Annotated in this window: 15 protein-coding genes; 6 read left to right on the top strand and 9 right to left on the bottom strand. The window is 66.8% G+C overall.

Features of this window, described 5'->3' with window-relative positions:
• The first annotated feature begins 13 nt into the window (after positions 1–13).
• Entirely contained in the window at positions 14–607 is a 594-nt protein-coding gene (locus ACSHZY_RS02130) for an exopolysaccharide biosynthesis protein (RefSeq protein WP_435164719.1), read from the top strand.
• A 76-nt stretch (positions 608–683) separates the two neighbouring features.
• Here the strand turns inward: ACSHZY_RS02130 and ACSHZY_RS02135 are convergent, their stop codons facing one another.
• Both ACSHZY_RS02135 and ACSHZY_RS02140 read right to left on the bottom strand, forming a co-directional pair.
• Complete coding sequence (locus tag ACSHZY_RS02135; protein ID WP_435164722.1) at positions 684–1,784, bottom strand: site-specific DNA-methyltransferase; 1,101 nt, start codon at positions 1,782–1,784, stop codon at positions 684–686.
• Between the two features lie 91 nt (positions 1,785–1,875).
• Positions 1,876–2,529 carry a ribonuclease HII gene (locus ACSHZY_RS02140; RefSeq protein ID WP_435164725.1) on the bottom strand — a complete coding sequence of 218 codons (654 nt, stop codon included), beginning with the start codon at positions 2,527–2,529 and terminating at the stop codon, positions 1,876–1,878.
• A gap of 122 nt (positions 2,530–2,651) precedes the next feature.
• Between ACSHZY_RS02140 and ACSHZY_RS02145 the strand changes: the two genes are divergently transcribed.
• The 4 genes from ACSHZY_RS02145 (at position 2,652) to ACSHZY_RS02160 (ending at position 7,963) form a co-directional block, all read left to right on the top strand.
• Complete coding sequence (locus ACSHZY_RS02145; RefSeq protein WP_435164728.1) at positions 2,652–3,746, top strand: carboxynorspermidine decarboxylase; 1,095 nt, start codon at positions 2,652–2,654, stop codon at positions 3,744–3,746.
• 64 nt (positions 3,747–3,810) lie between these two features.
• On the top strand, positions 3,811–5,046 hold the full coding sequence (locus ACSHZY_RS02150) for a saccharopine dehydrogenase family protein (protein ID WP_435164730.1): 1,236 nt from the start codon (positions 3,811–3,813) through the stop codon (positions 5,044–5,046).
• 111 nt (positions 5,047–5,157) lie between these two features.
• Positions 5,158–7,740, top strand: coding sequence for a response regulator (locus ACSHZY_RS02155; RefSeq protein WP_435164733.1), 2,583 nt, complete (start codon positions 5,158–5,160; stop codon positions 7,738–7,740).
• Positions 7,741–7,747: 7 nt separating this feature from the next.
• The gene (locus ACSHZY_RS02160) at positions 7,748–7,963 is read left to right on the top strand and encodes a DUF167 domain-containing protein (protein WP_435165443.1); all 216 of its coding nucleotides are present in this window, start codon (positions 7,748–7,750) and stop codon (positions 7,961–7,963) included.
• On the opposite strand, the gene ACSHZY_RS02165 is transcribed toward ACSHZY_RS02160, so the two are convergent.
• From ACSHZY_RS02165 to ACSHZY_RS02195, 7 genes are all read right to left on the bottom strand, one after another.
• A complete protein-coding gene (locus ACSHZY_RS02165; protein ID WP_435164736.1) occupies positions 7,964–8,647 on the bottom strand; it encodes a response regulator in 684 nt (227 codons plus the stop codon).
• Positions 8,644–11,295, bottom strand: coding sequence for a DUF4118 domain-containing protein (locus ACSHZY_RS02170; protein ID WP_435164739.1), 2,652 nt, complete (start codon positions 11,293–11,295; stop codon positions 8,644–8,646). Before ACSHZY_RS02170 ends, ACSHZY_RS02165 begins: the two co-directional genes overlap by 4 nt.
• A gap of 9 nt (positions 11,296–11,304) precedes the next feature.
• Positions 11,305–11,877 carry a potassium-transporting ATPase subunit KdpC gene (gene kdpC / locus ACSHZY_RS02175; protein ID WP_435164742.1) on the bottom strand — a complete coding sequence of 191 codons (573 nt, stop codon included), beginning with the start codon at positions 11,875–11,877 and terminating at the stop codon, positions 11,305–11,307.
• 8 nt (positions 11,878–11,885) lie between these two features.
• Positions 11,886–13,871 (bottom strand): potassium-transporting ATPase subunit KdpB, encoded by a 1,986-nt coding sequence (gene kdpB, locus ACSHZY_RS02180; protein ID WP_435164744.1) that lies wholly within the window; start codon positions 13,869–13,871, stop codon positions 11,886–11,888.
• 14 nt (positions 13,872–13,885) lie between these two features.
• Complete coding sequence (gene kdpA / locus ACSHZY_RS02185; protein ID WP_435164746.1) at positions 13,886–15,544, bottom strand: potassium-transporting ATPase subunit KdpA; 1,659 nt, start codon at positions 15,542–15,544, stop codon at positions 13,886–13,888.
• A 9-nt stretch (positions 15,545–15,553) separates the two neighbouring features.
• Entirely contained in the window at positions 15,554–15,649 is a 96-nt protein-coding gene (locus tag ACSHZY_RS02190; protein WP_435164749.1) for a K(+)-transporting ATPase subunit F, read from the bottom strand.
• Positions 15,650–15,872: 223 nt separating this feature from the next.
• Positions 15,873–16,055, bottom strand: coding sequence for a hypothetical protein (locus ACSHZY_RS02195; RefSeq protein WP_435164752.1), 183 nt, complete (start codon positions 16,053–16,055; stop codon positions 15,873–15,875).
• Between the two features lie 431 nt (positions 16,056–16,486).
• Here ACSHZY_RS02195 and ACSHZY_RS02200 point away from each other — a divergent pair, with 431 nt between their 5' ends.
• A complete protein-coding gene (locus ACSHZY_RS02200) occupies positions 16,487–16,711 on the top strand; it encodes a DUF982 domain-containing protein (RefSeq protein WP_435164754.1) in 225 nt (74 codons plus the stop codon).
• The last annotated feature ends 21 nt before the right edge of the window (positions 16,712–16,732 follow it).

Raw genomic sequence — 16,732 nt, forward strand, 5'->3', positions numbered from 1 at the left:
GCGTTCCCCGCGCATGGCCGAGCATGAACAAGACCTTCAGGATATCGTCGCGCGCCTGCGCGATCTGGGCGATGAGCGGGACGAGGTTTCCGTTCACGACATCCGCGACACGATGGGGCAACGAAGCTACGGCCCCTTCCTGGCCGTCCCCGCCCTGATCGAGCTGAGCCCGATCGGCGGCATTCCCGGCCTGCCCACGGTGATCGCGCTGATCATCGCCATCATTTCGGCGCAACTCGCCTTCGGGCGAAAGCACCTGTGGCTTCCCGGCTTTCTCGACAACCGCAAGATCGGTGGGGACAAGCTGAAGAAGGGGATGGAGTGGATCGACAAGCCCGCCGGCTGGCTGGACCGCCTGCTGCGCCCGCGCCTGCAGAAGATCGCGGGAGGGGCCGGGCTGCGGGTCGTGGCGGTGCTGTGCATCCTTTTGTGCTGCACCGTGCCGCCGTTGGAACTGCTGCCCTTCGCCTCGTCCATCCCGATGGGGGCAATCGCGCTGATGGGGCTGGGCCTGATGGCGCGCGACGGGCTGGTGATCCTGATCGCGGCCATCCTGTCCACGGGCAGCTTCTGGTTCATCTTCGAGGTGATCAACGGCAAGGCATGAAAAAACCCTGCCGTCGAAACGGCAGGGCAAGTCGCATCGCGCAGGCAGCGCCGCGATGCGGGCAACGTCCTTCGGATCAGACCATTTCGGCCCGGATCTGCTGGCGCAGGGTGTCGATGGGGATCAGCTTGCCTTCGCGCTGGATGTGCCAATAGGTCCAGCCGTTGCAGGACGGCGCGCCTTCCAGCCTTGCGCCCACCTGATGGATGGAGCCCTTCACGTCGGCAAAGGCCAGCGTGCCGTCCGCGCGCACCTTGGCGCTGTGGCGGTTGCCGACCGAATAGAGATTCTCGCCCGGGCGCAGCATGCCGCGTTCCACCAGCGTGCCGAAGGGCACCCGCGGTTCGGCGCGCTTGGACCCCGTCACCTCCAGCGCCGCCGCGTCCAGCACCCGCACGCGGGAAATGCGCTCGGCCGCGATGGCGCGATAGGCCTCCTCACGCTCGATCCCGATGAAGTTGCGGCCCAGCATCTTGGCCACGGCGCCCGTGGTGCCCGTGCCGAAGAACGGGTCCAGCACGACATCGCCGGGATTGGTCGTGGCCAAGAGCACGCGGTGCAGCAGAGATTCCGGCTTTTGCGTCGGATGCGCCTTGTCGCCGTTGGCGTCCTTCAGGCGTTCGTGCCCGGTGCAGATCGGCAAGGTCCAGTCGGAACGCATCTGAAGATCGTCGTTCGACGCCTTCATCGCTTCGTAGTTGAAGGTGTATTTCGACTTTTCCGACTTCGACGCCCAGATCAGCGTTTCATGCGCGTTGGTCAGCCGCTTGCCGCGAAAGTTCGGCATCGGGTTCGACTTGCGCCAGATCACGTCGTTCAGCATCCAGAACCCCTGGTCCTGCAACGCCGCACCCACACGGAAGATGTTGTGATAGCTGCCGATGACCCAGATGGCCCCGTTCGGCTTCAGGATGCGGCGCGCGGCCGCCAGCCAGGCCCGCGTGAACGTGTCATAGGCCTGGAAAGAGGCGAACTGGTCCCAGGCGTCGTCCACGGCGTCGACCCGGCTGTTGTCCGGGCGGTGCAACTCGCCCTTCAGCTGAAGGTTGTAGGGCGGATCGGCGAAGATCAGATCGACGCTCGATTCGGGAAGGGCGTTCATCGCCTCCACGCAGTCCCCCGAAAGAATATCGTTCAGGGGCAGCGATTTCGCCGCCTTGACCCCGGTCTTTGCCATGTATCCGCCTCAATGCTTCCCGGCTTTGCGCCGTGGTCTTGTGGATAAAACATGGGACAGAATTGGGGGTAAGGTCAATTCTATTAATGAATCAAGAGGTTAAGATTTCCACTTGATACAAGATATTGTGGATGGTTTTGAACGAACGTCTATGGTGCGGAGTTATCCCCAGATCTTGCAGCGCGGCCTGATGCTGAGCCGTGCCATAGCCCGCGTTCCGCTCCCACCCGTAGCCCGGATGCGCCTGCGCCAATTCGCACATGATCCGGTCCCGTTCCACCTTGGCCACGATCGACGCAGCGGCGATGGACAGGGACCGCGCGTCGCCCTTCACCAGCGGCACGCAATGGCAAGCCAGATCCCGCACCTTCAGGTTGCCGTCCACCAGCACGCAATCGGCGATCCGCGCCAGCCCCGCCACCGCCCGCCGCATCGCCAGATGGCTGGCCCACAGGATGTTGAGGCTGTCGATCTCCTCCACACTGGCATGGGCGATGCACACCTCGGCCACGGCATGGATCTCGGCGGCCAGCGCCTCGCGCCGCGCGGCCGTCAGCTTCTTGGAATCGTTCAGGCCCGCGGGAATGCGGTCGGGGTGCAGGCAGACGGCGGCGGCCGTGACGGGGCCGGCCAGCGGGCCGCGGCCCACCTCGTCCACGCCGGCGATGCACAGGAAGCCGCGGGTGCGGGCGTCGTCCTCGTGCCGGAAATCAGGCGCGGGCGGGAAATCGGGAAGCTCGTTCATGGCGGCTCCCATAACGTCCTGTCATGCCCCTGTCACGCCCCACGGGCAAAACGCTTGCACGTGGAAAGGGGGGGCCATATGTACGCGCCTCACTTTCCCTTTGGTCCTGCGGGGGGCGCGCCATGATCCAGACACCCTACTACCTGATCGACAAGGCTGCGGTCCTGCGCAACATGCAGATCGTGGAACGCCTGTGCGAGGCGTCGGGCGCGAAGGCCCTGCTGGCGCTGAAATGCTTCGCCACCTGGCCCGTCTTCGACGTGATGCAGCCCCACATGGCGGGCACCACCTCCTCCAGCCTGTTCGAACTGCGGCTGGGACGCGAAAAGTTCGGCAAGGAAACCCACGCCTATTCCGTCGCCTGGGGCGAGGACGAGATCGACGAGGCCGTGAGCTACGCCGACAAGATCATCTTCAACACCATCGGCCAGCTGGAGCGGTTCGAGGACCGTGCGGCAGGGATCGAGCGTGGTCTGCGCCTGAACCCCGGCATCTCCACCTCCGGCTTCGATCTGGCGGATCCGGCGCGGAAGTTCAGCCGGCTGGGCGAATGGGATGCGGAGAAGATCACGGCCGTGATCGACCGCATCTCGGGCTTCATGATCCATTACAACTGCGAGAACGGGGATTTCGACCTGTTCGACCGCCAGCTGTCGGACATCGAAACCCGCTTCGGAAACCTTCTGGAACAGGTGAAATGGGTCAGCCTGGGCGGCGGCATCCACTTCACCGGCGCAGGCTACCCGCTGGACAAGCTGGCCACGCGCCTGAAGGCGTTTTCGCAACGCTTCGGCGTGCAGGTCTATCTGGAGCCGGGCGAGGCGTCGATCACCAACACCGCGAGCCTCGAGGTGACGGTTCTCGACATCCTCGACAACGGCAAGAAGCTGGCGATCGTCGACAGCTCGGTCGAGGCGCACATGCTGGACCTGCTGATCTACCGCATTCCGGGCAAGATGCTGACCTCGGGACCCCATGAATACCAGGTGGCGGGCAAGTCCTGCCTGGCCGGCGACATCTATGGCGATTTCGTCTTCCCCGCGCCGCTGAAGGTGGGCGACCGACTGTCGATCGCGGACGCGGCGGGCTACACCATGGTGAAGAAGAACTGGTTCAACGGCGTGAAGATGCCAAGCATCGTCGTGCGTGAACTGGATGGCACGGAACGTGTCGTCCGCGAATTCGGCTATGCCGATTACGAGAGCAGCCTCGGCTGACCTCCCTCCCCCCGTCAGCCACTGGCTGGCACCTTCCCTCTGTCCTTAAAGGAGACGGTTCGAAGTGAAGCGAAACGTGTTGATCATCGGCGCCGGCGGCGTCGCGCAAGTGGTGGCGCACAAGTGCGCGCAGAACAACGACCGGCTGGGCGATTTGCACATCGCCTCGCGCACGGTCGCGAAATGCGAGGCCATCCTTGCGTCGGTCAACGAAAAGGGATCGATGAAGACCCCCGGCGTGTTCAAGGCCCATGCCGTGGACGCGATGAATTCCGACGCGGTCGCCGCGCTGATCCGCGACACCGGCGCGCAGATCGTGATCAACGTCGGATCGGCCTTCGTGAACATGACCGTGCTGGAAGCCTGCATCCAGACCGGCACCGCCTATCTGGACACGGCCATCCACGAGGATCCGGCCAAGATCTGCGAGATCCCGCCGTGGTACGGCAACTACGAATGGAAGCGGCGCGCGCGCTGCGCCGAGGCGGGCGTCACGGCCATCCTGGGCGTGGGCTTCGATCCGGGCGTGGTCAACGCCTATGCACGGCTGGCGGCGGACCAGATGGACACGGTCACGTCCATCGACATCGTGGACATCAACGCAGGCTCGCACGGGCGCTGGTTTTCCACCAACTTCGATCCGGAGATCAACTTCCGTGAATTCACCGGCACCGTCTACAGCTGGCAGAAGGGCGCATGGCAGGAAAACGCCATGTTCGAGGTGGGACAGGAGTTCGACCTGCCCGTCGTCGGCAAGCAGAAGGCCTACATGACCGGCCATGACGAGGTGCATTCGCTGTCCGCGAACTATCCGGGGGCCGATGTGCGCTTCTGGATGGGCTTTGGCGATCACTACATCAACGTGTTCACCGTGCTGAACAAGCTGGGCCTTCTGTCCGAAAAGCCCGTGACCACGGCCGAGGGGCTGGAAGTCATCCCGCTGAAGGTGGTGAAGGCCGTGCTGCCCGATCCCGCAAGCCTTGCCCCCGACTATGTCGGCAAGACCTGCATCGGCGACATCGTGAAGGGCACGAAGGACGGCAAGGACGTCGAGACGTTCATCTACAACGTCGCCGACCACAAGGACGCGTTCGAGGAAACGGGCAGCCAAGGCATCAGCTACACCGCCGGCGTACCGCCGGTGGCCGCAGCGCTCCTGCTGGCCGACGGCACCTGGGACGTGGCGAAGATGGTCAACGTGGAGGAACTGGACCCCAAGCCGTTCCTGGCCCTTCTGAACACCATGGGCCTGCCGACCCGCATCAAGGACGCGAACGGCGACCGCCCCTTCGAGGGGTGACGCAAGGGTACGCGTTTCCCCTCTGGAAACGCCGGGACAAACCCTTAAATAGGTCCTGTCGTGAAGGGTGAGCCAAGGCTTGCCCTTCCGTTCATTCCGGGGGAAAGATATTTGACCGAGTTGAACCACGCCCGCCCGCTATGGCTGTCCGGAGACAGCGAGACCGCGGCCCTGATCGCGGAGTTCGACTGGGCAAGCACCCCCCTTGGTCCCATCACGGACTGGTCGCAGGCGCTGCGGTCCGGCGTGGACACGATCGTGAACTCCCCCATCCCCAAGGTGATGCTGTGGGGCGCCGACCACCGGATGATCTACAACGACGCCTATCGCGAGATTTTGGGCGGCTACCACCCTGGCGCCCTTGGCGGACAGGTCGCGGTCGTGCTTTCCGAGGTGTGGGACTTCAACAGCCGCGTGCTGGACGCCGGCTTGCGCGGCCAGGCGCAAACCTATCGCAACCAGCCCATGTCCCTTCTGCGACACGGAGAGGTGGAGGAACTGGTCTTCGACCTGTTCTACACCCCCATCCGTGAAACGGATGGATCGGTCGGCGGCGTGCTGTGCACGGTGCTGGAAACAACCACCCTCGTCCAGACCCAGCGTGACCTGAAGCGCAGCAACGAACGGTTCGCGGCGGCGGTCGGCGCGGTTCACGGCGTTCTGTGGACCAACACGCCCGATGGGCGGATGGAAGGCGAACAGCCCGGCTGGGCCAAGCTGACGGGCCAAAGCCCGGCAGAATATCAAGGCCTTGGCTGGGCCGAAGCGGTTCACCCCGACGATCGCGGCGCCTCGGTCGCGACGTGGCAGGACGCGGTCGCGTCCAAGTCGACCTTCGTGCACGAACACCGCGTGCGGCGCGCCGACGGCACATGGTGCCATTTCGCAATCCGCGCCGTGCCGATCTTCGACGAACAGGGCGCCATTCGCGAATGGGTGGGCATCCACACCGACATCACCGCGCAGCGCCTGGCCGAAACCGCCCTTGTGCGCCATGCCGAGGATCTGCAACGCCAGATCCGTCACCGCGAACGGGCCGAGGAACAGCTTCGCACCCTGAACGAGACGCTGGAAGCGCGCATCATCGCCGCCGTGGACGAACGCCGTCAGGCGCAGGTGGCGCTGGCGCAGGCGCAGAAGATGGAAAGCATCGGCAAGCTGACCGGCGGCATTGCGCATGACTTCAACAATCTGTTGCAGGTCGTGTCGGGCAACCTCCAGCTTCTGGCGACCGACGTGATGAACAACGAGCGCGCCGAGCGCCGCGTGTCCAACGCCATGGCGGGCGTGGCGCGGGGGGCGAAGCTTGCCGCCCAGCTGCTGGCCTTCGGCCGCCGTCAGGCGCTGGAACCCCGGGTCGTTAACGTGACGCGATTCGTGCGCAACATGGATGACATGCTGCACCGCGCGCTGGGCGAAGGGATCGAGATCGAGACCATCGCCGGCGGCAGCCTGTGGAACACCTTCATCGACCCCACGCAGATCGAGAACGCGCTGCTGAACCTCGCCATCAATGCCCGAGACGCGATGGACGGTCAGGGCAAGCTGACGATCGAACTCGGCAATGCCAGCCTGGACGAAACCTATGCCCGTTCGCATGAGGAGGTGGAGGCCGGCCAATACGTGATGCTGGCCGTGACCGACACCGGCTGCGGCATGACGCCCGAGGTTCTGGCCCGCGTGTTCGAGCCCTTCTTCTCCACCAAGGGGGAAGGCAAGGGATCGGGTCTGGGCTTGTCGATGGTTTACGGCTTCGTCAAGCAGTCGGGCGGCCACATCAAGATCTATTCCGAAGTGGGCCACGGCACCACCATCCGCCTGTACCTGCCCCGCGCACTGGAAAGCGAGGATGTGGAGGTCGTGGCCGTCAACGAACCCGTCAAGGGCGGCACCGAAACCGTGCTTGTGGTGGAGGATGACGAGGATGTCCGCAACACCGTGGTCGAGCTGCTGACCGAGCTTGGCTACAGCGTGCTGCGGGCGGTGGACGCGCAATCGGGTCTGACCGTGATCGAAAGCGGCATCAAGATCGACCTTCTGTTCACCGACGTCGTCATGCCCGGCACGCTGAAAAGCCCGGAACTGGCCCGCAAGGCGAAGGAGCGTCTGCCCGACCTCGCGGTGCTGTTCACCTCGGGCTACACCGAAAACTCCATCGTGCATGGCGGACGTCTGGACGCGGGGGTGGAGCTGATCTCCAAGCCCTACACCCGCGAGGCGCTGGCCCGGAAGGTGCGCCACGTGCTGGCGAACGAGGCGCAACGCCGGAAGGGCGCCGCGCCCAAGGCCCCCGTGACGCCGCCCGCCGCCGCTCCGACTGCTGCCCGCACCCACGGGATCATGCTGGTGGAGGATGACGCCCTGATCCGGATGAGCACGGCGGACCTTCTGGAAGACATGGGCCACACCGTCTGCGCCGCCGCCAGCGCCGAGGAAGCGCTGATGATGCTGCAGGGCCGCACGGTGGAGGTTCTGGTCACCGACCTGAACCTGCCGCGCATGTCCGGCCTGCAACTGATCGAACAGGTTCTGGAGGCCCATCCGGACATGGCCATCGTGCTGGCCACCGGCGACAGCGCGATCGAGTGCAACCATGCCACGCGGCTGGAAAAGCCCTACGGTCAGGCGGAGCTGAGCGCGGCCATCGCCCAGGCGGTGGCACGGGTGCGGCAGGTGGCCCCTGTCCGCGGATAGCACCGCGATCAGGGTGCGCGTCACGCCCCGCGCGTCGCGCAACGAGGTGCGCCCGTCCGAAGAGGGCGGCCCGCTCCGGATCCTCGTGACCGCCGTGCCGGAAAACGGCAAGGCGACCGAGGCGGCCCGCAAGCTTCTGGCGCGGCATCTGGATGTCGCGCCGTCGCGCCTTGTGCTGGTGCAGGGCGCGCAAAGCCGCACCAAGACCTTCCGGCTGGACTGATCAGGCCCCGGAGGACAGCCGGTAGCCGACGCCCGGCTCGGTGAAGATCCAGCGGGGGTTGCCCGCGTCATCCCCCAGCTTGGCCCGCAACTGGCGGATATAGACGCGCAGATACTGGCTGTCCTCGGCATGGGCCGGGCCCCAGATCGCCTTCAGTATCATGTCCTGCGTGACAAGGCGGCCCGCATGGCTGGCCAGCAGCCACAGAAGGTCGAATTCCTTCCGCGTCAGGCGCAGGTCCTTGCCGTCCAGCGTGGCGCGGTGGTCGGTGCGGTCGATCTCCAGCCCATCGAGTATCAGCACGGCCGGGGCCACGGGCCGCGCCCGGTCGCGCAAAAGGCTTCGCAGGCGCGCCAGCAGTTCTCCGGTGGAAAAGGGCTTCGTCACGTAATCCTGCGCGCCCGCGTCCAGCGCCGCGATCTTGCCCGCATCCCCGTCCCGCACGGACAGGATCAGGACCGGCGTCTGCGTCCATTCGCGCACCGCCCGCAGCACCGTCAGCCCGTCGGCATCGGGCAGGCCAAGGTCGAGGATGATGACGTCCGGATCCTCGCGCGCGGCGCGGGCGATGCCTTCGCGGGCGGTGACGGCTTCGGTGACGGCATGGCCCTCCCCTTCCAGCGCGACGCGCAGGAAGCGGCGGATCGGGGCGTCGTCCTCCACGACAAGGATGCGGGCGCTCATGCAGGGCTCTCCGGACGGGTCAGGGGCAAGGTCATCTCGATCCGCGCGCCGTGGCCGTCGGGATGGGTGGCGCGGGCGTGGATCGTTCCGCCATGAGCCTCCACGATCCCCCGGCAGATCGCAAGGCCTAGCCCAGCGCCAGTGCCGCGGCCATCGCCCTGCCCCGCGCGCCAGAACATGTCGAAGACCTGATCCTCCGCCCCCGGTGGCAGGCCGGGGCCGTCATCCTCCACCCACAGGGTCACGCGGGGGCCGGACAGGCGGGCGCCGATGCGGATCGGCACGCCCGGCCCCGCATATTTCGCCGCGTTGTCCAGAAGGTTGACCAGAACCTGTTCCATCAGCACCGGGTCCACCTGTGCGGGGGCCAGATCGGCAGGGATGAACACGTCGATGGGCCGGCCCTTCAAAGACCGACGCAGGCGGTGCCGCGCCATGCCCGCCAGTTCGCGCAGGTCCGTCGGCACGGCGTTCGGCTTCAGCGCCCCGTGCCCCAGCCGCGTCATGTCCAGAAGGTTCTGGATGTAGCGGTCCAGCCGTTCCCCTTCCTCGCGCACGATGGACAGAAGGGCCGCGCGCGTGTCTTCGGTCAGGGACGGTTCCTCCAGCCCCTCCGCCGCGCCGAGGATGGAAACGAGGGGCGTGCGCAGGTCGTGGCTGACCGAGGAGAGGAGGGCCGAGCGCAGCCGCTCCGCCTCGGAGGTGACGCGGGTCTGGGCAAGGTCGTCCGACAGGCGGATGCGTTCCAGCGCCAGCGCCACCTGGTCGGTCAGCGCGTCCAGCAGACGGCGATCCGACGCCTGCGCGCTGCGCCCGTCGTCGAAAGCGATGCCCAACGTGCCGATGCGACGTTCACCCGCCGACAGGGGCAGGAACAGCCAGTCCGCCGCAGGAAGGGTGCCCGATCCGTGGCCCGCCGGTTCGCCGTGATCGAAGCACCAGCGGGCGGCGGACAGTTCACGCGGGCCCAGCCGATCCTCGGGCGGGAAGGCCCCGACGATGGCCAGACGGTCGCCTTCGGGCACCAGCAGGATGGAACGGCAGCCCAGCACCGCCGCCACATGGCTGACGGCGGCCCACACCACCTCGTCGAAGGCGGCAGCGGCGGCGGCCTTTCGGGAAAAGTCGTAAAGCTTGCCCGTCCGGTCCGCGATGGCCCGCTGCGCGATCACCCGTTCGCGCAGCCGCGCCGCCAGGTTCCCCGTCAGGATGGAGGCGGCGAGGAACAGCACCAGCGTCAGCAGCTGCCCGCGGTTCCAGATGCGGAACGTGTAGTAGGGCGAGGTGAAGAGGAAGTTGTAGACCAGAAAGCTGAATCCCGCCGCCAGCACGGCCGGCCAGCGCCCCATGCGCGAGGCGACGGCGACCACGGTCGTCATGTACAGAAGCGGCAGGCTGACCACAGGGAACATGGGCTGGATCAGGCGCGCCAGAACCGTCGTGCCCAGAACGGCCGCGCAGACGATGGCCACTCCCCGCAGGGACGGTGCCGTGGGGCGCTGGGGGCGGCGGCGCTGGCGGGTCGCTTCCTGATCCGTGACCAGCGTCAGTTCGAACTGCAGGGCGTGGCGCAGCAGGCCGCGCAGAAGGCGTTCGTGCGGGTTGGGCAGCAGCCGGCCCCAGGCGCGCGGGCTTGGGCGGGGCAGCACGATGCGGCGGACGTTGCGGCGCTGGGCAAAGGCCAGGATCTCGGCCGTGGCGTCGCCTTCGGCCTGCACGACCGACACGTCGGCCCCCAGACGTTCGGCCAGACGCAGCGCGTCGGGGGCGGGATCGCCCGGCCCGTTCAGGCTGGTCAGCGCCACCGCCAGCCATTCGACCCGCGCCCGGTCGGCCGAACGCTTGGCGATCCGCACCGCGTCGCGCCCCACCGCCCCTTCGGGCAGCAGCACGAGGATGCGTTCCTGCGTGGGCCAAGGGCCGGCGATGGCATGGGCGGCCATGTGTTCCTGCAACTGCGCGTCGATGCGGTCCGCCGCCGTCCGCATGGCCAGTTCGCGCAGCGCCGTCAGGTTGCCCTTGGCAAAGAAGCTGGCGACCGCACGGGCCGCCTGATCCTGCACATAGACCTTGCCCGCGCGCAGCCGCTCCAGCAGCTCGTCCGGGGGCAGGTCGATCAGCTCGATCTCGTCCGCCTGTTCCAGAACGCGGTCGGGGACGGTTTCGCGCACGCGGACATTGGTGATGCGGGCCACCGTGTCGTTCAGCGTTTCCACATGCTGGACGTTCAGCGTGGTGTAGACGTCGATGCCGGCGGCCAGCACATCCTCCACATCCTGCCAGCGCTTGTCGTGGCGGCTGCCGGACAGGTTGGAATGCGCCAGTTCGTCGATCAGGGCCAGACCGGGGCGCGCCGCGATCAGCGCGTCCACGTCCAGTTCGTGCAGGATGCGGCCCGCGTGCAGGAAGGGACGTCGTGGCAGGACGGTCAGGCCGCGGACCATCGCCTCCGTCTCGGCCCGGCCATGGGTTTCAACGACGCCGATCAGGACGGCGTCGCCCCCTTCGGCACGGCGCGCCGCCGCCGCCAGCATGGCGAAGGTCTTGCCCACGCCCGGCGCCGCCCCAAGGAAGATCTTCAGCCGCCCGCGCCCGATCCGGCGGGCTTCGGCCAGAAGGGCTTCGGGATCGGGGCGGGTGTCGGGCATCGGTTTTCCTCAGGGCGCAGCAGGCGCCATGGGATGCGCCGCGTCAAGGGCCAGGTTCGCCGCCAGCACGTTCACCCGATGCGTGCCGTAAAGCCCCCAGAGGGGAGGCTGTTCGTGTGCCGCCAGCACCGCCAGCACCTCGGCCAAGGGCACGCCCCGTGCTTCGGCGATGCGCCGCGCCTGCCCCCGTGCGTTGGCGAGAGAGATGTCGGGGTCCAGCCCCGAGGCGGAGGCCGTCAGCGCGTCCATGGGCGCGGGCGTGCCCTTCTCCGCCTCCCACACCGCGCGGTGGTCCGCCACGGCCTGCCGCAAGGTGTCGGACGTGGGGCCAAGGTTCGTGCCCGCCCCGGCCGCCGCATCATAGTCCACGGCCGAGGGTCGGGGATGCAGATACGCGGCCGCCGTGAACCCCTGCCCCACCAGGGTGGAACCAACCGGCTGCCCGTCGCGCAGGATCAGGCTGGCCGCGGCCTTTTCCGGCACCAGCGCGGTGGCAAGGCCGGTCATGGCCAGTGGATAGGCAAGGCCGGTCAGCAGGGTCATCAGGCCGATCAAGGTCAGCGCGGGACGGATCATCGTCATCTCCTTCATCATGCAAGGCCCAGCGCGATCACGGCCATGTCGATGGCCTTGATGCCAAGGAACGGCGCGACCAGCCCGCCAAGGCCGTAGATCGTCAGGTTGCGGCGCAGAAGCGCGGCCGCGCTGGAGGGGCGGTAGCGCACGCCACGCAGCGCCAGCGGGATCAGCGCCACAATCACCAGCGCGTTGAAGATCACCGCCGACAGGATCGCGCTGTCGGGGTTCAGGCGCATGATGTTCAGCGCCTGCAGCCCCGGGAACGCGCCCACGAATAGCGCGGGCAGGATCGCGAAGTATTTCGCCACGTCATTGGCGATGGAAAACGTGGTCAGCGCCCCGCGCGAGATGAGGAGCTGCTTGCCCACCATCACGATCTCGATCAGCTTCGTGGGGTCACTGTCCAGATCGATCAGGTTCGCGGCCTCCTTCGCAGCCGGAGTGCCGGAGTTCATGGCCACGCCCACATCGGCCTGCGCCAGCGCCGGCGCGTCGTTCGACCCGTCGCCGCACATGGCGACCAGCCGCCCGCCTGCCTGTTCGCGCCGGATGTAGTCCAGCTTCATCTCGGGCGTCGCCTCGGCCAGAACGTCGTCCACCCCGGCTTCCGCCGCGATGGAGGCGGCGGTGACCGGGTTGTCGCCCGTGATCATCACCGTGCGGATGCCCATGGCGCGCAGTTCGGCAAAGCGTTCGCGTACACCGGGCTTGATCACGTCCTTCAGATGGATCGCACCCAGGATGCGCGCACCCTCCGCCACCAGAAGCGGGGTGCCCCCCGACCGCGCGATGCCGTCGATGGCGTCGCGCAGGGCCGGATCGGCGGCGGTGCCCGTAAAGCGTTCCACCGCATCCACCGCGCCTTTGCGCAGCGTGCGGTCGGGCAGGTCCACGCCCGAAAGGCGGGTTTGGGCGGAAAACTCCACGGGCTCCCCCGCCTGCGGCGTGTGGGTGCCCATGCGGTCGGCCAGCGCCACGATGGACTTCCCTTCCGGCGTGTCGTCGGCCAAGGAGGCGAGCCAGGCGGCGCGCACCAGATCGGCCTCGGCCACGCCCTGCGCCGCCACGAAGGCGTCGGCCATGCGGTTGCCGAAGGTGATGGTGCCCGTCTTGTCCAGCAGCAGCGTGTCCACGTCGCCCGCGGCTTCGACCGCGCGGCCCGATTTCGCGATGACGTTGGCGCGCACCAGCCGGTCCATGCCCGCGATGCCGATGGCCGACAGAAGGCCGCCGATCGTCGTAGGGATCAGCGTCACGAACAGCGCGGCCAGGGTGATGACGGGGATCACGAAGCCCGAAAATCGCGCGAACGGCTCAAGCGTGACGACGACGATCAGGAAGATCAGCGTCAGGCCGGCCAGCAGGATGTTCAGCGCGATCTCGTTCGGGGTCTTCTGGCGTTCGGCGCCTTCCACCATCGCGATCATGCGGTCGAGGAAGCTTTTCCCCGGTTCCGCCACCACCCGCAGGATCAGGTGGTCCGACACGACGCGCGTGCCCCCGGTGACGGAAGACCGGTCGCCGCCGGATTCGCGGATCACCGGCGCGCTTTCGCCCGTGATCGCGGATTCATCGACCGAGGCGACGCCGCGCACCACCTCGGCATCCGTGGGGATCAGGTCGCCCGCGTCCACGCGCACAAGCTGCCCCGCCTTCAGGGCCGAGGACGGAACCTCGCGTGGGGCGGAATCGTCCAGGCTGGCCAGAAGGCGCACGGTGGTTTCGGCCTTGGTGGCGCGCAGGCTGTCGGCGCGGGCCTTGCCGCGACCTTCGGCCAGCGCCTCGGCCAGGTTGGCGAAGAGCACGCAGATCCACAGCCACAGCGCGATCTGCAGGTTCACCCCCGCCCCCGCCGCCCCCGTCAGAAGATCGCGCAGCGCCAGCACCGTGGTCATCGCCGCCACGATGGCGGTCACGAAGATCACGGGGTTGGCCTTCAGCGCGCGGGGGTGCAGCTTCAGCACGGCGGCCCTGGCCGCCATTTGCAGGTTGGACATCGTCATCGTCCTTGTCAGAAGCTTTGCCCGGCCAGCAGCGCGGTGAATTCCGCGACCGGGCCAAGGGCAAGAACCGGGAAGAAGGTCAGCGCGCCGAAGATCACCACCGTGACGATCAGCAGCACCACGAACAGCGGGCCATGGGTCGGGAAGGTGCCGGCGCCGGACACGCTTTGCCGTTTCACCGACAGCGATCCCGCGATGGCCAGCATCGGCAGGATCACGGCGTAACGCCCCAGCAGCATCAGAAGGCCCAGCGCCGTCGTCTGCCATTGGCTTGCGGCCCCCCAGCCCGCGAAGGCCGACCCGTTGTTCCCCACGGCCGAGGCGTAGGCGTAAAGAATCTCTCCCAACCCGTGGGGGCCCGCGTCCTGCACCGACGCCGCGGCCTGCGGCACCGTGGCCGAGATGGCGGCCCCCACAAGGATGCCCAGCGGGATCGACAGGAAGGCCAGCACGGCCAGCGTGACCTCCCGCGCCTCGATCTTGCGGCCAAGGTATTCGGGGGTGCGGCCCACCATCAGGCCGGCCAGGAACACGGCCAGCACGACATACAGAAGCATCCCGTAAAGGCCCGCGCCCACGCCGCCGAAGATCACCTCGCCCAGCGCGATGTTCACGATCATCACCAGACCGGACAAGGGCATGAAGCTGTCATGCATCGCGTTGACGGAGCCGTTGGAGGCCGCCGTCGTCGCCTCGGCCCAAAGGGAGGACAGGGCGGCGCCAAAGCGCATCTCCTTCCCTTCAAGGTTGGGACCGGCGCCCAGAAGCGGGTTGCCCCCCAGTTCCGAGACATGGATCACGGCCAGCCCCGCCACGAACAGAAGGCCCATGGCCGCGAAGATCGCCCAGCCCTGCCGCCTGTCGCGGACCATGCGGCCGAACAGGAAGCAGAAGGCCACGGGGATCAGCAGGATTGCGAAGACCTGCGCCATGTTCGACAGGACGGTGGGATTTTCCAGCGGATGGGCAGAGTTCACGCCGAAGAAGCCGCCGCCGTTCGTGCCCAGCTGCTTGATCGCGATCTGGGCGGCGGCGGGGCCGCGGGCGATCGCCTGATCCGCCCCTTCCAGCGTCGTCACATGGGCGGTGCCCAGCAGCGTCTGCGGCACGCCTTGCAGGATCAGCACCCCCCCCAGCACCACCGACAGCGGGATCAGCACATACAGGACCGAACGGGTCATGTCCGCCCAGAAGTTGCCCAAGGGGCGGCCCGCAAAACCGCGGATCACGGCCACGCCCACCGCCATGCCGGTTGCGGCGGAGACAAAGTTCTGCACCGTCAGACCCGCCATCTGCGACAGGTAGGACAGCTGCACCTCTCCGGAATAGGCCTGCCAGTTGGTGTTGGTGACAAAGCTGATGGCGGTGTTGAACGCCAGATGCGGGGCCATGGCCCCGACCCCATCGGGGTTCAGCGGCAACATCGCCTGCGCGCGCAGGATGGCGTAAAGCAGCACGAAGCCGGCGGCGTTGAAGGCCAGCGCGGCCAGCGCATAGCTGCGCCCGTCCTGCGGAAGGTCCGTCCGGATGCCGGCCAGACGATAAAGACCTTTTTCCGCGGCATGAACAGGGGCTGCGTCATAGACGCGCGTCATGTGCGCGGCCAGCAGCCAGCCCGCCGCCGTCAGCAGCGCGGCGAACAGGGCAAAGGCCAGAAGATCGGTCATGATGCCCCCTCAGCCACGGCCGGGGCGGGCAAGCGCCAGAACAAGGAACACGAAAAGGCCGGTCGCCACGCCCAGCCCGAGGATCAGGTCGAACATGCGCGTCACACCCTTCCGATCAGGTGCACCGCACCGGCGAAGGCCGCGAACCCGCCAAGGCCAAGGGCAAGATAGATTAGATCCGACATCCACATCTCCTGTCTTTCGATAAGAGGGAGATGGCGCCGGGGCGCGTAAGGGCGCCATTCGGAATGCAGGGTCGGGCGTAAAGGGATCGTAAAGACGGAACATCTCGCGCGTTGGTCAGGCGCGCCCCTGAGGCCGGACAGGCCTAGCGGAGCATGTCGCCCCACATCCCTTCGGCCGCGCTTTTCGCAGGCTTGGCCGGCGCGAGTTTCTTTGGCGGCTTCGGTTTCGCGCGATGCGTCGCGCCCGTGTCGGGGACGCCGTAGGACGCGTTGAAGATCGACCGCGGTTCACCCTGCAGCGGGCTCGTCACGGCGACTTTCTGCAATTTTGGAAGAGTGTCGGGTTTGCCGGATCCCATGAGGGGTCCTCCATAAGGCCGGACGGAAGATACCGGACGGCTTTGGAATATATGGGATGGAATTGCTGCGGGACAATCGGGCCAGGATCGTTTGGAAGAAGAGCGGATTTGTTGTTCATTTTCTCGAAAAACATGCGGAACCTGATTTCAGGAAAGTGCGTTAGGTCGCGGTGGCGGGTGTGGTGAAGCTTAACCAGTGTGCATCGAGCGTTTGTTTGTGCGAGTATGTGACCGCACCCGTCACCGGATTTTCCCTTACTTTATATGGGTTTAATGTGATACTCCCCCGAACGCCTGTGGTTTTGCCGCCACGGTTTCGTTGAAGCTGCGCCGCATCGGGAACGTCTTGACGCTTCATTCGTCTGTTCCGAAAACAACCTTAAAATGTGGGGCAGGACATGACGACAAACTGGACGCGACCTGTATGGGTGCTTCCCGACGGAATGCGGGTGGCCACGACCGAAGACGCCCTTTCCTTTCTTGAAGCCCAATGGCGAAGCTTGCCGCCCGCCGAACGCCGCATCGCCTATTCCGAAGCGTTCAAGGCCGCCAGCGGCCTTGGCTCTCATGAGGAGGCGCGGCGTTGCTTCGCCACGCTGTTCACCCCCGGACCCCATCACTGACCCGCGCAAAGCAGAAGGGCC

The sequence above is a fragment of the Falsirhodobacter sp. 1013 genome, from assembly GCF_051195255.1.
In the GTDB taxonomy this organism is placed as follows: domain Bacteria; phylum Pseudomonadota; class Alphaproteobacteria; order Rhodobacterales; family Rhodobacteraceae; genus Falsirhodobacter.